25 protein-coding genes are annotated in these 21,700 nt (G+C 51.0%); 15 read left to right on the plus strand and 10 right to left on the minus strand.

All coding sequences use genetic code 11. The features are described 5' to 3' along the window. Window positions 1-3: 3 nt before the first annotated feature. Complete coding sequence (locus tag EYQ01_02810) at window positions 4-1,110, plus strand: sensor domain-containing diguanylate cyclase (GenBank protein HIE64746.1); 1,107 nt, start codon at window positions 4-6, stop codon at window positions 1,108-1,110. Window positions 1,111-1,205: 95 nt separating this feature from the next. Here the strand turns inward: EYQ01_02810 and EYQ01_02815 are convergent, their stop codons facing one another. Both EYQ01_02815 and EYQ01_02820 read right to left on the minus strand, forming a co-directional pair. Continuing rightward, on the minus strand, window positions 1,206-1,517 hold the full coding sequence (locus EYQ01_02815) for a hypothetical protein (GenBank protein HIE64747.1): 312 nt from the start codon (window positions 1,515-1,517) through the stop codon (window positions 1,206-1,208). A 256-nt stretch (window positions 1,518-1,773) separates the two neighbouring features. Continuing rightward, complete coding sequence (locus EYQ01_02820) at window positions 1,774-2,748, minus strand: ketoacyl-ACP synthase III (GenBank protein ID HIE64748.1); 975 nt, start codon at window positions 2,746-2,748, stop codon at window positions 1,774-1,776. A 143-nt stretch (window positions 2,749-2,891) separates the two neighbouring features. Between EYQ01_02820 and EYQ01_02825 the strand changes: the two genes are divergently transcribed. Genes EYQ01_02825 through EYQ01_02840 form a run of 4 tightly spaced genes read left to right on the plus strand, consistent with a single transcriptional unit; the run spans window position 2,892 to window position 7,051 of the window. Further along, entirely contained in the window at window positions 2,892-4,262 is a 1,371-nt protein-coding gene (locus EYQ01_02825; GenBank protein ID HIE64749.1) for an insulinase family protein, read from the plus strand. Then, window positions 4,262-5,620 (plus strand): insulinase family protein, encoded by a 1,359-nt coding sequence (locus tag EYQ01_02830; GenBank protein HIE64750.1) that lies wholly within the window; start codon window positions 4,262-4,264, stop codon window positions 5,618-5,620. The genes EYQ01_02825 and EYQ01_02830 overlap by 1 nt, the downstream gene beginning before the upstream one ends. A 5-nt stretch (window positions 5,621-5,625) precedes the next feature. Beyond that, entirely contained in the window at window positions 5,626-6,444 is an 819-nt protein-coding gene (larE, locus tag EYQ01_02835; GenBank protein HIE64751.1) for an ATP-dependent sacrificial sulfur transferase LarE, read from the plus strand. Window positions 6,445-6,454: 10 nt separating this feature from the next. Continuing rightward, window positions 6,455-7,051, plus strand: coding sequence for a hypothetical protein (locus tag EYQ01_02840; protein HIE64752.1), 597 nt, complete (start codon window positions 6,455-6,457; stop codon window positions 7,049-7,051). Between the two features lie 29 nt (window positions 7,052-7,080). Here EYQ01_02840 and EYQ01_02845 read toward each other — a convergent pair whose 3' ends face one another. The 4 genes from EYQ01_02845 to EYQ01_02860 form a co-directional block, all read right to left on the minus strand. Then, window positions 7,081-10,197 (minus strand): efflux RND transporter permease subunit, encoded by a 3,117-nt coding sequence (locus tag EYQ01_02845; protein ID HIE64753.1) that lies wholly within the window; start codon window positions 10,195-10,197, stop codon window positions 7,081-7,083. Continuing rightward, window positions 10,190-11,314 (minus strand): efflux RND transporter periplasmic adaptor subunit, encoded by a 1,125-nt coding sequence (locus tag EYQ01_02850; GenBank protein HIE64754.1) that lies wholly within the window; start codon window positions 11,312-11,314, stop codon window positions 10,190-10,192. Before EYQ01_02850 ends, EYQ01_02845 begins: the two co-directional genes overlap by 8 nt. A gap of 203 nt (window positions 11,315-11,517) precedes the next feature. Then, window positions 11,518-12,132, minus strand: coding sequence for a hypothetical protein (locus tag EYQ01_02855; protein ID HIE64755.1), 615 nt, complete (start codon window positions 12,130-12,132; stop codon window positions 11,518-11,520). 81 nt (window positions 12,133-12,213) lie between these two features. Beyond that, complete coding sequence (locus EYQ01_02860; protein HIE64756.1) at window positions 12,214-12,702, minus strand: hypothetical protein; 489 nt, start codon at window positions 12,700-12,702, stop codon at window positions 12,214-12,216. Window positions 12,703-13,644: 942 nt separating this feature from the next. Here EYQ01_02860 and EYQ01_02865 point away from each other — a divergent pair. Both EYQ01_02865 and EYQ01_02870 read left to right on the plus strand, forming a co-directional pair. Further along, window positions 13,645-14,127, plus strand: coding sequence for a hypothetical protein (locus tag EYQ01_02865; GenBank protein ID HIE64757.1), 483 nt, complete (start codon window positions 13,645-13,647; stop codon window positions 14,125-14,127). 260 nt (window positions 14,128-14,387) lie between these two features. After that, window positions 14,388-14,645, plus strand: coding sequence for a hypothetical protein (locus EYQ01_02870; GenBank protein ID HIE64758.1), 258 nt, complete (start codon window positions 14,388-14,390; stop codon window positions 14,643-14,645). 206 nt (window positions 14,646-14,851) lie between these two features. Here EYQ01_02870 and EYQ01_02875 read toward each other — a convergent pair whose 3' ends face one another. The 3 genes from EYQ01_02875 to EYQ01_02885 form a co-directional block, all read right to left on the minus strand. Then, on the minus strand, window positions 14,852-15,199 hold the full coding sequence (locus EYQ01_02875; GenBank protein ID HIE64759.1) for a hypothetical protein: 348 nt from the start codon (window positions 15,197-15,199) through the stop codon (window positions 14,852-14,854). A 107-nt stretch (window positions 15,200-15,306) separates the two neighbouring features. Beyond that, window positions 15,307-15,843 (minus strand): hypothetical protein, encoded by a 537-nt coding sequence (locus EYQ01_02880; protein HIE64760.1) that lies wholly within the window; start codon window positions 15,841-15,843, stop codon window positions 15,307-15,309. Further along, complete coding sequence (locus EYQ01_02885) at window positions 15,840-16,223, minus strand: hypothetical protein (GenBank protein ID HIE64761.1); 384 nt, start codon at window positions 16,221-16,223, stop codon at window positions 15,840-15,842. Before EYQ01_02885 ends, EYQ01_02880 begins: the two co-directional genes overlap by 4 nt. 67 nt (window positions 16,224-16,290) lie before the next feature. Between EYQ01_02885 and EYQ01_02890 the strand changes: the two genes are divergently transcribed. From EYQ01_02890 to EYQ01_02925, 8 genes are all read left to right on the plus strand, one after another. After that, the gene (locus tag EYQ01_02890; protein ID HIE64762.1) at window positions 16,291-16,578 is read left to right on the plus strand and encodes a transcriptional regulator; all 288 of its coding nucleotides are present in this window, start codon (window positions 16,291-16,293) and stop codon (window positions 16,576-16,578) included. Window positions 16,579-16,603: 25 nt separating this feature from the next. Next, the gene (gene merF / locus EYQ01_02895) at window positions 16,604-16,837 is read left to right on the plus strand and encodes a mercury resistance system transport protein MerF (protein HIE64763.1); all 234 of its coding nucleotides are present in this window, start codon (window positions 16,604-16,606) and stop codon (window positions 16,835-16,837) included. Further along, window positions 16,821-17,222 (plus strand): carboxymuconolactone decarboxylase family protein, encoded by a 402-nt coding sequence (locus tag EYQ01_02900; protein ID HIE64764.1) that lies wholly within the window; start codon window positions 16,821-16,823, stop codon window positions 17,220-17,222. The genes merF and EYQ01_02900 overlap by 17 nt, the downstream gene beginning before the upstream one ends. Window positions 17,223-17,375: 153 nt before the next feature. Further along, window positions 17,376-17,789, plus strand: a complete 414-nt coding sequence (locus EYQ01_02905; GenBank protein ID HIE64765.1) for a hypothetical protein — start codon at window positions 17,376-17,378, stop codon at window positions 17,787-17,789. 11 nt (window positions 17,790-17,800) lie between these two features. Next, window positions 17,801-18,166 (plus strand): hypothetical protein, encoded by a 366-nt coding sequence (locus EYQ01_02910; GenBank protein HIE64766.1) that lies wholly within the window; start codon window positions 17,801-17,803, stop codon window positions 18,164-18,166. Window positions 18,167-18,236: 70 nt separating this feature from the next. Next, on the plus strand, window positions 18,237-18,626 hold the full coding sequence (locus EYQ01_02915; GenBank protein HIE64767.1) for a c-type cytochrome: 390 nt from the start codon (window positions 18,237-18,239) through the stop codon (window positions 18,624-18,626). Then, window positions 18,491-19,612, plus strand: a complete 1,122-nt coding sequence (locus tag EYQ01_02920) for a c-type cytochrome (GenBank protein HIE64768.1) — start codon at window positions 18,491-18,493, stop codon at window positions 19,610-19,612. Before EYQ01_02915 ends, EYQ01_02920 begins: the two co-directional genes overlap by 136 nt. Window positions 19,613-19,772: 160 nt before the next feature. Continuing rightward, window positions 19,773-20,930, plus strand: a complete 1,158-nt coding sequence (locus tag EYQ01_02925) for a hypothetical protein (GenBank protein ID HIE64769.1) — start codon at window positions 19,773-19,775, stop codon at window positions 20,928-20,930. Here the strand turns inward: EYQ01_02925 and EYQ01_02930 are convergent. Beyond that, window positions 20,892-21,689 (minus strand): sensor domain-containing diguanylate cyclase, encoded by a 798-nt coding sequence (locus tag EYQ01_02930; protein HIE64770.1) that lies wholly within the window; start codon window positions 21,687-21,689, stop codon window positions 20,892-20,894. The two genes, EYQ01_02925 and EYQ01_02930, sit on opposite strands and share 39 nt — an antisense overlap. Between the last annotated feature and the right edge of the window lie 11 nt (window positions 21,690-21,700).

The raw sequence follows: 21,700 nt of genomic DNA on the forward strand, positions 1-21,700 counted from the left end.
GAAATGAAAAAGATCAAAACGGAGAACGAGCGAAAACCGGCGCGTAAAGGTAGCGACCTGAGTCATCTTCGCAAAGAAAACACGCGTCTTAAGCAAGAACTTCGTCGGAGAACCAAGGAACTTTCCTCCTTTATCGTGTTTGGGAAGGCCCTTTCCTCGGTCCTTGAGTTTGAGAAGGTCCTTCGGGTCATTATGGATACGGCTCGCAAGATACTCAGGTGCGAGTCCTGGTCTCTAATCCTGGTCGATGAGTCAAAAAAAGAGCTCTATTTTAAGATGGTCAAAGGGCCGACGATGAAAGTGGCAAAAAAGCTTCGCTACAAAATGGGAGAAGGTCCTGCAGGCTGGGTTGCAGAACAAGGGAAGCCGCTTCTTATCTCCGATTTTTCGAGCCAATGGCAGTTCCAGCCCAAGGAGTTTTATCCCCACGTCGGGGCCAGGACGGCCCTTTGTCTGCCGATTATCAGCAAGAAAAAGGTGATCGGTGTTATTCAGATGGTCAATCGTGCGGATGAGACGCCATTCGATGAAAACGATCTGAGTCTATTGTCTAAACTGGGCGACCAGGCTACTTTGGCAATTGAGCGTTCGGACCTTTACAAAAAAATGGCGGATCTTGCGTCAACGGATGATCTGACTCACCTCTATAACATTCGCTACCTGGACCATATCCTGGATTTGGAAATCAAGCGGTGTAGACGATATTCCATTCGGCTTTCTCTCATATTTCTGGACATGGACTTTTTTAAGCTGGTCAATGATCAACATGGCCACCTCATGGGAAGCCAGGTTCTGGTTGAAGTTGCCAATATTCTGAACAACAGCCTACGAGAAATCGACATCGTTGCCCGATATGGCGGCGATGAGTTCGTGGTTGTTCTCCCCGAGACCAGCGTGGAAATCGCTGGCCGTATTGCCCGCCGTATTCGAAACGCCATCCATTCGTATGAGTTTCTGAAGAAGGAAGGATTATCCCTTCACCTCACCGCGAGTTTTGGTATTGCAGGATTCCCGGACCAGGCCAAGAATAAGACCGATCTGGTTTGTCTTGCAGACCAGGCGATGTATCGAGCCAAGGTGATGGGACGGGACAAAATTTTTCTCGCCTGACCGTAACGATTCAGCACGTAATTCTCCAGGATTTTTCCGCGAGTGAACGTAATCTCCGTCCTTTTTAGGGGGTGTTCGCGAGAGGTGACTTTTATTTAGCTGTCGACATTCAACGGAGTACGCCTTGGGAAACGGCTCTTTTCAAGAGTCAACGCCTTATTCAATTCTTGCGTACAAGCCTCTGAGCACGTGGCGAACATCAAGTGAAAACCTGCGGTGAAGGCCTGAGAACGCTTATTGAGTATTGCACCGTAAATGGAGCGGTCTGACTTGGGGAGGGGAACTTCATGGAAAGTTTCACCCGATGGGACCGTCTCTGAGTAACTGGATCCAATTCCATAAATCGTTGTACTTAGCGTCTGTTTGCACCAGCAGCATTCGCCAGAGATCTGTTCTTCTTTTTGCATTTGATTCAGTTCTCCTACTTGAGGTTTTAAAGAGAGAGGGGTTCTTTTTTGTTTGCTAGAGTCAAAAATCCAAAGCCTTTTGGACAGCGATAAGACTCACTCACATAGTTATATCACCAATAGATTCATATTGGAAAACGGATCATTGGTAAAGCCCCCTAAATTCCACGTTCCTCGAATGGGGTCTCGTATCAGGACCACGGACGAATCAGCAGGTCACAATGCGACTTGCCGCTTTGGTTGCGGCAATCTGCCTTCATTCCCAATCCAGCAAGGCGATTCCCCAGGTCATTCCTCCGCCAAAAGCGCAGAGAACCAGGGTGTCGCCCTTCTTCAATCGTCCTTGACGCACTGCACTGTCCAGAGCGATCGGAAGAGAAGAAGAAGAGGTGTTTCCAAATCGGGGAATGGTGATCTCGGTTTTATTCAGAGGAATTTTCTTCCTTTTGAGCAGGGCCTCCAGAATTCTTAAATTGGCCTGATGAAAAATAAAAAAGTCGATGTCTGATAAGGGAAGTGCGCATTCTTCGGAAAGGCCTGTCAGCGCTGACTCCATTTTCTTGACAGCCATCCGGAAGAGTGCTTTTCCCTCCATTTTCATGGTGTGCAATCCCTGTCGAAGTGAATCCTGTGTTGCCGGCTGGCGCGAACCTCCGGCGGGCAGGTGGATCAGTTTGTGTCTCGATCCGTCGGAAAAGAGTCGAATGGTGCGGATACCCCCTTTCCCGGGCGACAAGACGACCGCCCCGGCCCCATCACCGAATAAGATGGAGGTCGAAGGATCATCCAGGTCCAGAAAGGGGGATTTTACCTCGGTCGAGATAATCAAGACATGAGCGGCTGAACCGCTCTGGATCGCGTTGTCTCCGACGGACAACGCATAGAGAAAGCCGGTGCAGGAGGCATTGATATCAAAGGCCGGAATGGGTCTGGCGGAAAGATCTCTCTGAACCAGACAGGCGGTTGAAGGGAAGAACATATTGGGTGATGTTGTCGAGACGACAATCAGGTCGATCTGATCTATGGAGCATGCTGCCGCGTCGAGGGCTGACCTTGCTGCCTCTACTGCAAGCGTCGCAGCGGTCTCTCCTTCTCCGACCCAGTACCGGGTTTCTATCCCGGTAAGCCTGACAATCTCCCCTTCACTCAGTCCAAGCCGCTTTGAGAGTTCGGCGTTTGATACGGCCCGTTTCGGGAAGGCGACTCCGGTTCCTGTAATTCTTGTTTTCATTGTGTGAAATTATAAGTTTTCCCGAATAATGATGTCAAATCTCACAAAATATCCAAAACAACCGAAGGGAGCAAGCAGCCCGATTTTCTTGACACTTTTTTTCACCATCTGATAATATGAACACCTTATTTTTTAGATCAGCCATGCGTCTTAAACTGAAATCTTGCCATCGTTTTATTTATCTTTTTGTCCTGTTCGCTCTTTTTGGGGGCATCACCCCTGCGTTGGGCGCTGCCCAGATCCAGAAGTTTCAATTGGACAATGGCTTGACTGTGATTCTCTTGGAGGAACATAAGGCCCCGGTTGTCACCTTTCAGATCTGGTACAAGGTCGGTTCCCGGAATGAAACGAATGGAAAAACCGGCCTTTCTCATCTCACAGAACATATGATGTTCAAAGGGACCTCCCAGGTCGGAAAGGGGGAATTCTCCCGGATCGTCGCAAAGAACGGCGGGACGGAGAATGCCTTTACCGGAAACGATTTTACGGCCTATTTTGAGAATTTTTCTGCCGATCGCATCGCGCTTTCCTTCAAGCTGGAGTCAGACCGGATGCAGAACCTGCTGATCGACCCGCAAGAATTTCAAATGGAGCGTGCCGTTGTAAAAGAGGAACGGCGGACACGCACCGACGACGATCCCTATTCGTATCTGATGGAAAGCCTCTATGCCGTCTCATTTCTGGTCCATCCATACCGGTTCCCTATAATCGGCTGGATGAGCGACCTGGACGCCCTGGTCTGGGAAGATGTTGTTCAGCACTATAAACGGTATTATGTCCCCAACAATGCAACCATCGTTATGGTGGGAGATTTTGAGTCGGAGAGACTCATCAAGCAGATCCGCGAGGCCTTCGGAAAGATTCCAGAGGGTCCGGATCCGCCTCAGGCGGTTTCACAAGAACCCACTCAGCAGGGGGAGCGGCGTATCGTCGTGAAGCGTGAGGCCCAGCTCCCTTTTGTTTTCATCGGCTTCCACGCTCCGAACTACCGGAGCCCGGATACATATGCCTTGACGGTTCTTTCCAGAATTCTCTCCTCCGGAAAGAGTTCCCGCCTCTACCGTAGCCTTGTGTACGAGCAAGAGATTGCACTTGAAGCCGGCGGGTATTACGATGGCCTGACGACTGATCCGGAGATCTTTTATCTCTATGCAACGGCCCAGGCTGGGGAAAAACCAGAGATCGTGGAGAAGGCGCTTGACCATGAAATTGCGCGGCTTCAATCGGATCTGGTTCCGGAATCTGAAATGGCGAAGGTCAGAAACCAGATCGAGGCGGAATACATTATGGGTTCTGATTCCAACTTTTTCAGGGCGATGCAGATCGGGACGGCTGAAACGGTGGGTGCCGGGTATCAGTATGTCCTGGACTATGTCGACAACATCCGGAAAGTCACCTCAGACGATGTCCGGCGGATTGCACGAAAATACCTCAAAGGAGACACCCGAAACGTCGGAATTCTTCTCCCCTTGAATTCCCTTACCCCTGCTGTTAAATCGAATGGGGGGTCCTGATGCAGCCTTGGAAAAAATATTCTCCCGCGGGTCTCTTTTTTATACTGGTCTTTTATTCTTTCCTGTCTCTCTCTTTTCCCCATGAGTCCTTCAGGGCTGAACTGAAGCCGATTCGGGTGGTCACTCCAAATGGGATGACCTTGCTCGTTGTGACGCAGCACTCACTTCCGATCGTGAGTGTGGAGGTCCTTGTGCGTTCCGGGTCGATTTATGATCCGACCGCACAAGCCGGCCTGGCCAACCTCACCGCGGGTCTGCTGGATGAGGGAACGGCGGGGCGAAGCGCCGTGGAGATCTCTGATGCGATCGCTGCCGTCGGGGCACGTCTTTCCGTCCGTACAAGCTACGATTATGTCACGACGGGTCTACGGGTTTTGAAAAAGGATGTCGAGACCGGTTTTGATCTTCTTTCCGATATATTGATTCATCCGGTCTTTGACGTCAAAGAAGTAAAACGGGTTCGGACCATCATCCTTGGAGAAATTCTGGCCGAAAAAGATCAACCCCACGCAATTGCCCGCCAGGCCTTTCGAGAAATAACATTTGGGAGCCACCCTTATCATCATCCCGTAAAAGGGTTTAAGGAGAGCTTGCATGAGATCAAGCAGAGCAATCTTGTTGCCTTCCATCGTAAATACTATCGTCCGAACAATGCCATTATTTCAATTGTGGGGGATGTCACGGTTCAAGAGGCCGAGACTCTGGTTAAAAAGTATTTCGGGAAATGGGAGAAGGGGACGGTTCCCTCGCTGGAATTTAAGCCGTCGAAACCGCTTCGATCAAAAAAGATCAGGAAGATTGAGAAGAATCTGAGTCAGGCGACCGTGATTTTGGGACATGTTGGTATCAAACGCAGCAATGACGACTATTACGCCGTCCGTGTGATGAACTACATCCTGGGTGGAGGTGGTTTCTCTTCCCGGTTGATGAGTGAGATCCGTGATAATCAGGGTCTGGTCTACTCCATCTATTCCAGGTTTTCAGGCAATCAGGATCCCGGTCCTTTTTCTGTGACCTTTCAGACAGAAAACGGCAATGCCCCGAAGGCCATTGAGGGGGTTCTGTCTGAAATCAATCAGATTCGAGAAAAAGATGTCAGCAAGAAGGAGCTTTCCGAAGCGAAGGCCTACATGGTGGGAAGTTTCCCCCTCCGGATTGATACGACACGGAAGGTCGCATCGCTCCTTCCACAAATCGAATTTCACAACCTGGGCCTTCATTACCTCAAGGAGTATGCGGAATTGATCAATCGTGTTACCGTAGCGGATGTCCGGCGTGTGGCAAAAAAGTACCTACATCCAGACCAATATGTCCTGGTTCTTGTCGGAAAGCAGAAAGAAATCAGATTGGAAGAGTAGAGCCTATGGAAACGGATAATGACTACAACCGTCTTTATGGGATCATGAAGGAAATGGGTTCCGTCCTGGTGGCCTATTCGGGGGGGGTTGATTCGACCCTTGTCATGAAGGTTGCGTTTGACGCCCTGGGTTCGGCCGCGGTTGCGGGGACCTCGATTTCTCCCACCTTTGCCGGTTCCCAGTTGGAAGAGGCGAAGGCGGTTGCCGCTTCGGTCGGGATTCGACATCTTTTTGTGCGCTCAGATGAACTGACCATCCCCGGTTATACCGAAAACAGTCAAAATCGATGTTACCTCTGCAAGAATGACCTTTACACACTCCTGTCAGAGATGGCCTGCCGAGAGGAGGTCCGATTTGTTTCGGATGGCACCAATACCGATGACCTTTCCGATACCCGTCCCGGTTTACGGGCCGCGCGTGAACTCGCTGTACGGAGCCCACTTGTTGAGGCGGGGTTTGATAAGAAATCGGTCCGGGCGCTTTCGTGCCGCCTGGGCCTCCCGACATGGGACAAGCCGGCCTCGCCCTGCCTTTCCTCCCGCATCCCCTATGGAACAAAAATCACCTATGAGAAACTCGCCCAGGTTGAACAGGCGGAAGAGGTCCTTCGCCGTCATGGATTTACGCAGTTTCGTGTTCGATATCAGGGCGATACCGCGAGGATAGAGATGGCCCTTGAGGAATTCCCCTTACTTTTTAAGGGTGATCAACGAGACCGTGTTGTTCAGGAGATTCAGGCCTGCGGTTTTCGCTGGGTTGCTCTGGATCTGGCCGGTTATCACCAGGGGAATCTGAACTCTCCAAAGGAGCACCCCATTTCGTGATTGTTCAAAAATGAAGAGATATGCTGCGGATTTCCTTCTCCTCATTGTTCTCCTCCTTATTGATATTACTCCCCTCTCCGCCAGGATGTGGACGGCAGACCTCCACGTGACAGTCCTCTCCACCAAAGTCCAGAAAATAGAGTTAAGGGGCAAGTTTTACCAGAACGATTTGCGTGTCCGCTTTGAACCCTCCGGCTCCGAAGAGATCGTCCTTTTCGATTTTGAGCGTTCCGTCGGAACACGCATCTTCCCATCGGACCGGATCTATTTTGAAAAACCGCTGACACGCGCCCGAATCTTAAAGGCGATGAAAGAGGGATGGATTATCCCCGCACCGCCTTATCGGGAAGAGCGGGTTTTCTTGAGGGAAGGAAGGGTCAAGGCCCGCAAGGCCCGCCTCTATCTCATTATTATTGTGACAAACAAAAAAAAAGACTATTCTCTTCGCTGGGAGTCGGACGATGAAGAGGCGGTTCCGATCAAAATAATCTATCCCAGTTCAGGGCGTGAGACCATTATTGTTGAGTACAATCATATAGAACTCAAGCCGATAAATGACGAGATCTTCCAACCGCCGAAAGATTTTATGAACCTCAATCCATTTTAGCCTGCGGCCATTTTCATCGCTTTTCCTGTTTACTTACAAAGTTCACGTTTCAGGTTCCACTCCAGAAAGAGCGAATAAATCGTTGGGATCAAGAGCAAGGTCAAGAGCGTTGCGGTGATCATTCCTCCGACCATCGGGGCGGCGATCCGCTTCATGACATCGGCCCCCGTTCCACTACTCCAAAGGATCGGCACCAGGCCTAAAAAGGTGGTCGCGGCGGTCATGATCACCGGCCTGACCCGTTTGACGGCCCCTTGCATGATCGTCTCTTTCAAGTGGATCAGTTCAGAGGGTCCGCCCCCTCCTTGTTTTCTCCCGACGGCGTCGTCTAAAAAGGTGATCATCACGACCCCCATTTCAGAGGCAACCCCTGCAAGGGCGATCAGTCCGACCCAGACGGCCACACTCATATTGTAATCGAGTATTTTCAGACACCAGATCCCGCCGATCAACGCAAAGGGGACCGTCAGGAGGATGATGAGGCTGCGGCCGACCGACTGAAAGTTGAGGTAGAGGACGACAAAGATAATGAGCAGCGTCAGGGGAACGACCACGGCCAGCTTTTCCCGGGCACGAAGCATGTACTGGTACTGTCCGGCCCAGATGAGGGAATATCCCGGAGGAAGCTTCAGGTTTTGATTGACCAGGTGTTTGGCCTTCTCCACAAAACCTCCCAGATCCTGCTTGTCGACATCGACAAAGACAAATCCGGCGAGGGAACCGTTTTCATCCCGGACCATCGGTGGGCCCTGATTCAGGCGGATCTCGGCGAGATGTCCAAGAGGGATCTGGGCACCGGTGGGCGCGGCCACAAGGATACGCCGAATGCTTTCGGGATCGTCCCGAAGTTCACGGGCATAGCGGACGTTAATGGGATAGCGCTCCCGTCCCTCCACGGTTTGAGAAATGTTTTTCCCGCCAATCGCCGACTCAATAACATCGTTCACATCTCCCACGGTTAAGCCATATCGTGCGGCCTCCCGACGGTTTACTTTAAAATCGAGATAATAGCCGCCGGTGACCCGTTCGGCAAAGACGCTCCGAACCCCGGGGGCCTGTTTGAGCATTCCTTCGATTTTTAAACCGATTTTTTCGATCTCTTTTAAATCGGGGCCCAGGATCTTGATTCCCAGAGTACTCCGGATCCCCGTGGCCAGCATTTCATTCCGGGTCTGGATCGGCATCCACCAGATATTCGGCATTCCGGGAAACTGAAGTTTTTGATCCATCTCGTCAGTCAGGCTGTCCCAGGTAACGCCGGGGCGCCATTCATCGCGGGGCTTGAGCGTAATGATCGTCTCGACCATGTTGAGAGGGGCCGGGTCGGTAGAGGTTTTTGCCCGACCGATCTTCCCAAAAACCCGGTCCACTTCCGGAAACGACTTCAGCATCCGGTCTTGGGTCTGTAAGATATTTTTTGCCTGTGTAATGGAAAGCCCGGGCAACGTGGTCGGCATATAGAGGATCGTCCCTTCATTCAAGGGGGGCATAAATTCAGAACCGAGTCCCATGAAGACCGGAACGGTCGCCGCCAACAAAAGGAGGGCCAATACGAGCGTTGTCTTACGAAAACGCAGTACTCCGGCCAGAAAAGGCCGGTAACTCCAGGCCAAAAAGCGGTGGGCCGGATTCTTTTGAGACGGGGTGATCTTTCCCCGGATCAAGGTCGTCATGAGGGCAGAAACAAGGGTGATCGAGACCATGGCGGCGAAGAACATGGCGAAGGTCTTGGTGTAGGCCAGAGGCTTGAAGAGCCTCCCCTCCTGCGCCTCTAAGGTGAAAACGGGGATAAAGGAGACGGTGATAATGATCAGCGAAAAGAACAGGGGCCGCCCCAGTTCTTTTGCTGCGTCGATGATGACCCGTGTGCGATCGGCGTCCGGCTGTTCTTCCAGACGCCGGTGGGCATTCTCAATCATGACAATGGCGGCATCCACCATCGCCCCGACCGCAATGGCGATCCCTCCCAGAGACATCACGTTGGCGTTGATTCCGAGCGCGTACATCGCAATGAAGGCCATCAGGATGGCGGCAGGGAGGGTGAGGATGGCCACCAGGGCGGATCGCAGGTGGAAAAGAAAGAAAAGGGAAACCAGGCTCACCACAATCGTGATCTCGACCAGCTTCTCACGAAGGGTGCCGATCGCGCCGGTGATGAGTTGGGAGCGGTCATAAGTGGTGACGATTTTCACCCCCTCGGGGAGCGAGGGCTCGATTTCCTTGAGCTTGGCTTTGACCGCCTCAATTACGTTCAGTGCGTTTTCTCCAAAACGCATGACCACCACTCCGCCGACCACCTCTCCCTGGCCGTCCAGATCGGCCAGGCCTCGTCGGATATCGGGCCCCAGTTGGACTCGGGCGACATCCCCTAAAAAGATCGGGGTTCCATGGTTATCGGTCCCTAAACCGATGTCCCGAAGGTCGTCTAGATTCTGGATATACCCCAGGCCGCGGACCATGTACTCCCACTCCGAGATCTCTACGACACGGCCGCCCACATCGTTGTTGCTGTTACGGATCTGCTTGATCACATGCTTCAGAGAGATATTGTAGGCCAAGAGCTTGTTGGGATCGAGAACGATCTGGTATTGCTTTACCATCCCTCCGATCGTGGCTACTTCGGCCACACCGGGAACAGACTGAAGCCAATAGCGAAGCGTCCAGTCCTGAAAAGCGGTGAGTTTCCAGAGGTCATGTTGTCCGCTCTCATCCACCAGGGCATACTCATAGACCCATCCCACGCCGGTTGCGTCCGGTCCGAGGGTCGGTGTGACCCCCTCCGGAAGTCTTCCCGTCACCCCCTGCATGTACTCCAGGACCCGGCTTCGCGCCCAGTACATATCGGTCCCGTCCTCAAAGACGACATTGACGAAGGAAAGCCCGAGGAAAGATTGTCCCCGGGCATATTTCACACGTGGCGCAGCGGTCATGGCGGTGACGATGGGATAGGTGATCTGGTCTTCCATCAAGGTGGGACTCCGGCCCGGCCATTCGGTAAAGACGATGACCTGAACATCCGACAGATCCGGAATGGCATCGAGTGGGATCCGTTGGAGCGACCAGACTCCCCAGGCCGAGAGAAAGAAAATACTCAGGAAGACCATGAAGCGATTGCGTGCGCAGCTTTCAATGATTCGTTCAATCATCTCTCATGCCCTCCATCTCTTTTCCCTGCATGTTCATGCCCTTCATATCCATTCCCGGCATCCCTTTCATCTCCATGCCACCCATGTCCATTTCACCCATCTTGGAACCTTCCATCTTCCAGTCGCCCATCCCGATCAGGCCCATCATGCCTTCCATTGAGGCCATCATCTTGCTCTCTGAATCTAGCAGGAAGGTCCCGTGTGTCACCACCTTTTCCCCTTCCTTTAGGCCTTCCAGGATGATGATGTCACGATTGATCCGGGAGCCGATCTTGACCACGCGGGGTTCAAACACCCCTCTCGGTTTTGCGACAAAGGCAATCTGTCGGAGTCCGGAATCGAGGATTGCGCTTTCCGGCACGGCCAGCCCTGTTGTCACCGGGGCCGTAATTTCGACATGGGCATACATCCCCGGTTTCAATTTTCCATCTGCATTGTCGAGGATAATCCGGACGGTCGCGGTGCGGTTTGTTTCGTTCAGATAGGGGTAGATGGTGGTCACTTTCCCCTGAAAACGTTCGCCCGGAAGATAAGATAGAGTGACAGTGGCCTCCTGCCCCACTTTGATAAGAGGGAGGTCACTTTCATAAATATCGACATAGATCCAAACCTGAGAAAGATCGGCGATTTTGTAAAGCGGCATCCCTGGTTTCACATACATCCCCCGGAGGGCCATCTTCTCGATGACAACACCGCCGACAGGTGAAAGGATTGGTAGGGCCCGGACAATTTTCCCTCGCGCCTCCAGATCGCGTATTTGTCGTGGCGTGACATCCCAAAGCAAAAGACGTCTGCGGCTCGCTGCCGCCAGACCGCCGAGTCCTTGTTTGACCTTTGTCTTTTTTGAGGCCTGTCTTGCCAGCAGGTACTCCTCCTGGGTTTGCACCAGCTTTGGACTGTAGACCGAAAAGAGCGCTTTCCCTTTTGTAACCCTCATGCCGGTCGTATCAACAGAGAGATTCTCAATCCATCCTTCGATCTTGGTCGTGATCGTGGTCAGCGTTGTCTCATCGTAGTCCACCCGCCCGATCGTTCGGATCACGGTCTCCAGGGCCTTCTGTGTCACAGTCACCGTCTTGACTCCGATCTGTCGCTGCTTCTGCATTGTCAGCGTCACCGGCACTTGTCCTCCCGGTCCTACCCCCTCCGGTTTTTCCATCGGTATTTTCATAGGCATCTGTATGGGCATCTGCATTTCCTTGGAATCCATGTCGTCCATCTGTGCGAGAGAGACACCCAAAACCCAAAAACCGGTCAGCGCGATCATCCCGGTTACACCCAGGAACAAAGACCTGATTCTTTTGCGTCGATTCTCTTTTTTCATTTTGAACCTCCATCTTCAAGCTTCTTAAATTCGGATAAATCGAAACCCATGACCTGCTCCAGTCTTGCCGCTTCCTTGTTCTGGCGGGTAAGGGTTCTAAAATATTCAAGCCGGAATTCGATCAACTGGCGCTGACTTTCCAAGAGATCGAGAAAATCGACCTGATCGGTCTGATAACCGATCTCGGCCACCTGGACCGACAGCTCCCCTTGAGGAATCACATTTTCCTTCAAGATCGTGGCAAGCAATTCGAGGGTTTTCATCCGGGTGCTCAGATCTTCGATGGCAAAGCGGGTCTGGTCTTTGAGGTTTTCATAAAAGGCTTCTTCTTGTCTGACCCGATGTGCGGTTTCTTTTATCCGGGCATCATGTTTTTGATGATAAAGCCAGGGAATGTTAATACTGGCCGAAATCCCCCATCCGTTCGATTGCGGAATGCCCCGGTTCTGAAACCGTTTTACCGCCACCTGAAAATCGGGAGAAAATTGAAGCTTTGCCAGTGCAACCTCCTGTTGACTGCGAAGAATCCCGGCCTGAGCCATTTTCACTGGAGGCCGCTCCCGAAAAGCCGCGGCCTCCAGTGCTACCCCACCGGACGGTGGGGTAATCAACGTCAAATCTTCGGGACGTGCTAAGGGAGATCTCGGCGAACGTTTCAGCAGTGTATTTAGCCTGGCACGAGCCGTATTTAATTATTGGGTCTGCATCACTAGATCGTTCTCTAAGCGCGCCAAGGCCACTTGCGCTTTCAAGAGATCTTGCTGAGAAGCGGCGCCGGTTGAAACTTTCACCTCGGCAATTTGCTCAAACCGACGCAAAATCTCCACATGGTCTTCCGTGACCTCAATTGTTTTGTAGGCCAAATAGAGTTCGTCATAGGAAATTTTTACCGCTGCAATGATGGACTGAACCGTCGTTTCAATGGCCGCTTCAGCATTTAAGACCTCCGTCTTTGCCGCCGTTTCCCGCAGCGGCAAGGTCCCCCACGCTGGAAACTTTTGACGGGCAAAAAAGATCCAGTTGCGTGTCTGATTCAGTTCTAAGTTCGACGGGATATTCCAGGTGTCAAACCCAAGCTGCGGATCATCCAAAACATTGACCTGTCCAATCCGGGCTTTTTTTGCCTCCCATGCCGCCTTCGCCATGGCAATCCTGGGGTTTATTTGTAAGGGCTTCTTCAATCAGCGCAGAGAGTTTGAGTACAGACTCTTTTTCCGCCCTTGCAGAAGATGGAAACAGAACAAGGATCACGGAAAAAAGAATGAGATTTATCCATAATTTTTTCATGGGATATATCCTATTATTTAAAGATAGATTAAGCCCATCTCTCCTGAGAGAAGGAAAAAGGGCGAGGATCAAAAACTGAGGGATAAGTGAGGATCTAAATCAGAAAGGATTTATTCGAGGTGTAAATCTGAACAGATTGATGGTGTCTTAAAAGCAGGGGGAAGAGCAATGGTGGATATGAGCTAAGATCCGGTTGGAGTATCGTAATCGAAAGGTCGCATAAATTGTGAGGGCTTGAAATCGTCTCGTGCGGACTGAAGGCCAGACGGCTCTGATCACAGGATTTTTCAGCGGCCTCATGCGTCGTTTCCATGCGGCAGTAATCCGCGCAACAGTCCATCGCATTTCCCTGGCCCATCTCCATCGCGGAAGGGGAGAGACAGGCCACCGCCTTTCCCGTCAGCCATAAAGCCAAAGGCCAGAAGGACGGTCCAATAAATCGCACGATGCCAGAAGGTTTTTTTCATCAGACAAATCAGTCCTGAACGAGGGTTAGCTACATCATCTTACCAGCAATCAAATTTTGATTCAAGTTTCAGGAGAGTAATGATATATAATACCGGTATCACATTCTCGAGGTAGGGTTGTGGCACCAATCACTTTGTTTGATAAGTCATTCCTTCAATCATTAAAACCAAACGAGTCTGTTTGGTTTTACCATTTCTTCTATCCAGCAATCTCTCCGCTTTTTTTACGTTGAAACCCTAGCGGACCTCGAGAAGGCCGTCCGCCAAGGTCGAACGCCTAAACAAGAGGTTGGTTTCATCGCTAATAAAACTCCTGAGATGCATGGAGCCCCTTGCGTTTCCCACGAGAAGTTGTGTCTTTCGAACCTGATGGGGCGCGCAATCACCATGGATGGGCGCATTCACATGGCGGGTGGTCGTTTAGTGAAGACTGATGGACAGTGGGGGGTGGTCTATGAAGTTGCGCCCGAGGCACAAGCCTTCTCACGTTGGCAAGAAGGGAAGTTCTTAGAAGTAGAACGACAGTTTGCTCAAACTTGGCGAGCTTCGCTCAGTGCTCTTGACCTCCTTGCCGTAGCTGCTGGTATTCGAGCGATGGGTATTGACACGAAAATGTGTAAAACTCTTAACCAAGCAAAGAGCATGGCGGATGCGATCGTTAATGGCAAGGACAAAGCATTTGACCGCATGAAATTAGCGTTTCTCTTTCTTGGTATTCCACGTCAATTTGAACAGCCTATTCTTGAGAAATGGAGTGTTGCTGGTTATCCACCTCTCTCTGTTTATGCGCCTTATGCGGCGTATGTCCTTACCGTGGATATTTTTTTCAGATCGCGCTGGGCGCACATCTGATCTCAACTGAGCGGTCTTCGAACCGAGTTGACATCGCATACCTTTTTTACCTACCATTTTGTATGATTTTTGTATCGTCCGATAAGCTTCACCAGCGTTGCGCACCTTTCTTCTTACGGCCGAATCAAGAGTTCGTTTGGGGCGAACACCTTAAGGCAGATCTGAAGCGATTGAATGACTACTATTCAGAATTTCCAGAATCGGAAAAAGAGACAGGAATCATGCGATTCGCGCCCAGGCCACCCGAAACGGGAGAGTACTTGGTTAGCCAGTTATGGGATCGGCATCTGCTCCCGTGGCGTGGAAAATCTCTAAATCCGCTGGCAAGGGATCCAGAAAAAGATAAAGAGCTCGTTGAACGTCTTAAGGAATTCTCTAAGGCACCGGGCTTACCGACTGAGGAAATAGATTTTGATCCTGAAGATACCGAAATGCTATCGATCCAGCGCATCGTCCGTAGAAAGAGGGGGTCATGGTGGCAGGTACCGAAGGACTTGAATATTTCTGATGAGGCTTGAGTGACTTAAACACCCTGAGACAGAATTACTCATTCTATCTCAGGAAAACACTCACTGGCCTTCGAGCTTGTGGCGTGTGCAATCCCATATGCTCATTAAAAATCGGTGCAATATAAGCGGTTTGGCCCTTCAGTTTATAGATCATGACATGTTTTTCTACAGGAAAAACCCGGTATCCCTTTGTCAAACCTGAACGGATTGCTCCCTCACTCCATCCTGATTTCAAACACCAGAATCCGGTCATGGGCCGTGTCGGTGGCGACGATTCGGCCATTTGGACCCACGGCGACGCGGCTGGGTGAAAAAAGAGGGGTCGGCAGATCGAGTTCCCATTGGCTGAGGACGGACCCGTTCTTGGACAGTACGACGATCCGGTTGTTGGCGCTGTCGACGACAAAGATCCGACCGGCCTGGTCCACTGCAATCCCGGAAGGAACCTGAAAAGAACCCTTCCGGGAGGACGCAATGCCCCAACCGAAGATTCCTCCCCATTTATCGAGATACTTCCCATCTGGTGGAAATTTCTGGATGCGATTGTTATAGGCATCTGCCACGTAAAGATTGCCGTCGCCGTCAAGGGCAACATCGGTGGGGTAGTTGAGCTTCCCGCCCCAGACCCGCCCCGACCGACCGACTTGAAAGAGGAAGCTTCCATCGAGGGCTAGGCTTCGACCCGCTTATTGTAAAACTCTGCCAGGTAGATCCTTCCTCGTTTACGATCAAGCCCCAGTCCTGCGGCGACCGTAAATTGGCCGGGAGCCTCGCCGCTTTCACCCCACTGGTTCAGAAAAACCCCATCGTGCGTAAAGACTTGAATCCGATCCAGATCGAAGTCGCTGACATAGACTCTTCCTTTCCCATCAACGGCAACATCCACCGGCTTGGAAAATTCCCCAGAGCCCTCGCCGGGCCGACCCCATTCCAAAAGGAATCGACCATCAGGTGATAATTTTTGAATCCGGGCATTCCGGGTGTCGGCCACATACAGGTTCCCTTCCGGATCAAATGCAAGTCCCATCGGTTCCCGAAATTGGACGGGCCCTTCTCCTGTCGTTCCCCAGGTTGCCACCAGCGTCAAACCTGACGATTTATCCGGTTCCGCTTGTAAACCAAAAACCATGAGGCCCAAGGTGAGACAACTGACCAGGGAAACAAGGATAAAAAAAGATCGGCTGGCTTTGAAAGCCCGTGCGTTCATAGATCAGATTCCTTAGACACGATCCGATCAGGCAACAGACGGAACGGGGCCTTCGAGTCCTCTTTGGCCTGACCACTCAGGATGACTTCCTGGCCGATGAGCCCCAAGGCTTCTTTCAAAACCGGGTTGGTCTCTACAGGAAAGCTCTGGCTTGTCTCGGTGACATCAAAGCGATACGATCCATCCGGGGTTTGAATGAGCCGACCCACGAGTTCAACCTTGATCTCTCTGGGCGAAAAGCCGGCATCGTAAACATACTGGTTGAGCGTCTTGACAGACAGAATCGGCTTCCCTTGAATGAAACCGATCTCGACCACCCCTTTTTTCATATCCATGTCGTACCACGAAATCTGGCCCAATTTCTTAAAAAAGCGCTCCATCCCGTAGGCGCAGAAGCCGCACTTCTTCAAGGCGCTGGGCGACCGGACGCGACTGGATATCCTGAAGATGCTGCGTGAAGAGAAGCGGTGCAGCGTTACAGAGATCTACCAAAAGCTCGGCCATGCGCAGAACCTTGTTTCGCACCACCTGACCTGCCTTAAAAACTGCGGTCTCGTCACGGCTGAAAAGAAAGGCAAGCAGGTTTATTACAAGCTCCGGAACAAGAAGATCCTCAAGCTGATTGATTTTACCGACCGCTATATCAAGGATGTTCTGGAGAGTGTCTTGTTTTGCGAAGTCGTTTCTGAAGAGAATCGGGGCCGTTCTAGAACGAGAAGGTCCATCAGCGCGTGACGAGGTCTCTGGAGAAGAAAACAGGATGGCAGGGAAGTCTTCAAATGGTTTGTTGAAAGTCGGCCTTATCGGTTCAGTGGTTGCTGCCGTCTGCTGCTTTACGCCGGTGTTGGTGATTGGACTGAGTGCGGTTGGGTTCGCGGTGCTGATCGGATACTTAGATTATGTCCTGTTACCCGCACTTGTTATTTTTATCGGGATCACGGTCTATGCCATGACACGAAGGAATTTAGGAGTAGAACATGGCGAAAACGAATGAAATCAGCATGACAGAAGAAACCCTTTTTTCTGAGTTGCGGAGGCTCAGCCCCAAGGTCACCGGGGGGATCATGCGAATGCGCCAGGCGGCCTACGAAGACGGCAAGGTCGCGGGCCGGTATAAATTACTCGCCGCCATGGCCATCTCCATCACACTGCGGTGTGAACCGTGTATTCGAGCCTATGTGAAAATGGCTCTGGATAAAGGGACCAATCAGGAAGAATTTATCGAATTCCTCAACGTGGCCATGACGATGCAGGGCTGCCCAGGAGAAGAATGGTCCCTGAAGGCCTTTGCCTTTTATAAAGAATTTTCCTCTGGTCGAACTCAGGAAGTTGCTGAGTCCTGCTGCCCCACCCACGAACTCAAAAACGAAGCGACCTGATAGAGGGCAATCGATAATTAGTCTGCTCGGGTTATTCAAACCACAAACTTATTTCGGGGGGGGGGGGAGATACTTGACACGTGTTGATATTCCGGTGAGAATGGACAACGACAGGCTGCTCATTATTACTATACTATAATGGTGTCGTATGACATGAAGGTGAAAGTTTTTTTTATCCTCAGTTTGGTGGTTTATCTTATTGGTGATTTTCTCCCGGTAGAGGCAGGTAAGGTCTCTTCACCGCAAGTTCAGACTGTTCCGGAAGCAGAGAAACCATCAGAGTGGCTCGACCACAATGGGCATAACAAAGCCTGGTGGATGAATCAGGTAATGATCTGGAAAGACAAAAAAGAACGAGCCCGCAACACATTACTCCAAGCGAAAGAGGCGTTTAAATTGACCCGGTTTAAAAACTTTTCCGCGACACAAAAACGGATAGCGAGGAAACAACTCCGGGAAGAGATTCAGACACATACGGAAGAACTTCGAAAGGCCGAGGCAATGCTTCATACGACCCTCCCGGAACAGGCACGAAGGGCAGGAGTGCCAGCCGGTTGGCTTCGGTAGGGATGATCCAAATGAAGGAAAAGAAACATTATAGGATGAGAGACCGTTTTGCTGTGATGTTTTTTATTCTTCTTTTTATCGGTCAGCATTCGGTGATATGTTGGAGTGCGTCCTCGTTGCAGTCCTTCGGCGAGTACAGCGACCCTGCAAGTCGTCACATGGATAAGGGTGGCTCTCATTCCGATGCAACATCAATGGAGACCGACTGCAATCGGCCTTGCCACCTGACCACAATGAAAGTTCCCCGTTTGGTTTTGAACATATCATATAATTCAGGAATAAAGAAGGTCTTTCAAGAGGTCTATTCCCCAGAGGGCATTATTCCCTCTATTTTTCACCCCCCTCGCTTTGCGTCTACCTCCAGTCGTTCCTTTTAGGAGGCGCCTTCAAGGCCTCCTTCCATTTTACGTAGATCTCATCTTTTCCCAAAGGATTGGTATACCTTTTATGGAGGAAAATGCATGGGAGGGAAATCAAATGAACGGACTTCCTTTTCGGAAAGTGTTCTTCTCGATCTCTCTTGTGGTTCAGATTATTTTATTATCGAAGGCTGTCCTTGCCCTGGACAAGACCGATGGCGTTGACGATTCCGGAAAAATCCTGGTTGAGAAGATAGGCTGCCTGAATTGTCATGCCATTGACGGAAAAGGGGGAACAGTTGCCCCGGATCTCAGCCATGCCCATGAGCGTCTCCATGAGGAATGGCTGATTCGGTTTCTCAAAAACCTTACGCCATTCGCCCCTTGGGCTATATCCCTTACAGTGGCGTACAGATGCCGGATCTGCGTCTTACGGAGCAAGAAGCAACAAAAATTTCCCACTATCTCTCGACACTGAAGAGAGTAGAAATTGAAAGACGGTCGACTCTGAAAAAGCGCCTCAATAACCCTGAAGACTGGGAAGGGGATATCGAAAAAGGGAAGAGGTCATTTGTCCGGCTTCCCTGTTTAAACTGTCATACCATCACAGGAGGCAAAAGAAGGCTGATTGGACCGGATCTTTCTGATATCGGAACCCGTCTCCAAGCTGAATTTCTCTATCTTTGGATCGAGAATCCACAGGCCTTTGAGCCGCTGACAATCATGCCAAACTTTGGGCTTAAAGACAAGCAACTCTTCCTTATCACGCGCTACCTGATGTCTCTGAAAAGAAAACTTCCCCCGGTGCCGGACGAGACGCCGACGGGACGACTCCCCTTTGGCCCGATGCGTGTTGCCAAGGCAGAGAGGCTTTTTCGGGATCTCTGCATCCGCTGTCATACCCTGGATGGTCGGGGAGGAAAGACCGGGCCGGATCTGAGCTATGAAGGGGATAAGGTCAAGCGGCGGTGGCTCTTTCAATTTCTCAAGAATCCTTACCGCATCCGTCCCCTGGGTTATGCACAAAATCCTATCGCGCGCATGCCGAAGCTCAGATTAAACGACGACGAGCTGATGAACATGACCGAATTCATCTCCACGCTCCGAAAGGGGAGGAATCTGAACCTCCCTTTGGGAAAGGGCCGGATGATGTCTGAAAGGATGTCGGAAGCGAAGAAACCCGGGATGAGCCGGACAGGGATGATTAACATAGGGAAAATGGTGATCAATATGAAAGGCTGTACCGGTTGTCATCGTATCGGAAAACTTTCACTGCAGCGGGTGACGATTAGTCCGGATCTAACCACGGTCGGGGACCGGCTCAAAGAAGGGTGGATGTATTCCTGGATCAAAGATCCGCAGAAGTACCGTCCGGACACCCTTATGCCGAATCTGGGACTCAGTGATATGCAGGCACGGTCTGTCGCGGCCTATTTATCTGAACGGAAACAGGCCCGTAAGTAATCGCTCAGCCCGCCCCTCTTGTGCCCTATGGCTGCGTTGCTGCGGTGCTCGATCCTCGCGTATAGACATACGCTGTGGTTCTGCGCTCCTCGCACCTTGCCATAGAATAAAATAGGGGCACTCTGCGATTACGATCTTAATATGAAAGAGGGAGGCCTTCATGAACCGTAAATCGATGCTGCTATTTTTGATCCTATTGTTCCTGGATGTTTTCGTCCTCTCCGTCCGACCGAGTCAAGCTATTCCTTCATTTGCGCGGAAATATAACTACATCTGCACTGTTTGCCATACCATGCCGCCGAAGCTGAATAAGTTCGGCCTTACCTTTATGGCCAACGGCTATCAACTTGATGTTCAGACCGAGGCTGCAGACAAGCTCCAAAAGACAGAGGCCTTATCCCTTCTGAAGGATGTTCCCTTGTCCCTTCGTATTATTGCCGATGCGCATTACTCTTTCGCAGAAGGTCAGCCGCAGACCGACCTCCATTTTCCAGAGGGAGTGATCCTGTATTCAGCCGGGAGCCTTACCGACCAACTTTCTTTTTGGGTTAGCGGGGAGCCTTTCCTTGACGAGGAACTTGATGAAATATTCATCAAGTTCCTCGTCGATTATGAGTCCCCCTACTTGACGGTAAAGCTGATCAAGGCGGGTCAGTTCGGTATGCGGGATTATTTTAATTTTGCGAGTGGCCGGAATCTTACCATTGATGATTATGCGATTCACCAGGCGCGGGTAAGGAACAAGAGCGGGGATGGGAATTTCTTTTCTCTTGGAGCGCCTCAGAGAACGATTGAACTGCGTGGGATGTTTTCAGGGATGACGATGTGGACGATTGCCCTCTCCAATGGTCCCGGTAGAAAACCGGGGGAGTTTGATAACAATACTGAGAAGGACTATTATCTCCGTCTCCACAAGCTCTTTTTCGGCCAGTATGCTATCGGGGGCTTGGGGTACTGGGGGACAAATGAACTTTCACTCGGAAGAAAGAACCGGTTCCAGCGTTATATCGTTGATGTAGATCTTGACCATGAACGCTTTGATCTGACCGCCTCAATCCTGTTCGGACGGGACAAAGGACTGGAAGGGATCTCCGGTATCTCATCCTCTTCTGTAGACCACCTCGGTTATTTCATTGAGGCGAATTATCATCTTGCCCAACTCTGGCATGGCCTCACCCGCTATGACGTTGTCGATTCAGACGACCTCGCCCAAGATACTTTCCCGGATCTTTTTGCTCAGACGATCACCTTGCAACTCAATTACTTTCATCGTCTGAATTTACGGTTCATCTCCGAGGTGGGCATCGATCTTTCCTGATTCTTCTGCAAGGCTGCTGAAGCTGACGACCTGATTACGACCGGATTTCTTGGCTTGGTAGAGTGCTTTGTCCGCGCGCTCGACAAAGGTTTCTAAATCGAGAAGCGGTTCTTCATCCCACAGCGAGGTGCTTACCCCGAAGCTACAGGTCATGGAAACCCCTTTTGAAGAAAATTCTGTTGTTGCGACGGATTTACGTAGCCGTTCAGCCAACGCGGTTGCGATGCCATCATCTGTTTCAGGCATCACGATGAGGAACTCTTCACCCCCGAAACGGGCGAAGGTATCGTAGGGACGAATGATCGATTCGAACAGTCTTGACAGACCGTTTAGAACCTGATCGCCGATCATGTGTCCGAATTTGTCGTTGATGGTCTTGAAATGGTCGATGTCCAGCATGATGAGTGATAAAGGATGTTGTAGTCGGGAGGTCCGGTCCATCTCGGTCCTCAAGGCCCTGTCGAGGTAGCGGCGGTTGTAGAGTCCGGTCAGAGAATCATGGGTTGAGAGATCCCTGATCTCTTGAAATGCTTGTTGGTTTTGAATGCTGATGACCGCCTGTGTTCCCAGCGTCAGCAGGGCCTCCATGATTGACGGTTCAAAACTCCGAGGCCTGAAATCGTCGGCGTAAAGAATACCGATCGGTCCTGCGTTAGAAAGAAGAGGTATTGCAATCAGGGATTGAACCCCTTCTTTCACAAGGATAGGGTCATCACAGAAAGGACAATCGGGAATATTCGGGACAAGCAATGGTTCCATCCGTGAAAAAA

This window comes from Candidatus Manganitrophaceae bacterium, assembly GCA_012960925.1.
Classification (GTDB): Bacteria; Nitrospirota; Nitrospiria; order SBBL01; family JAADHI01; genus DUAG01.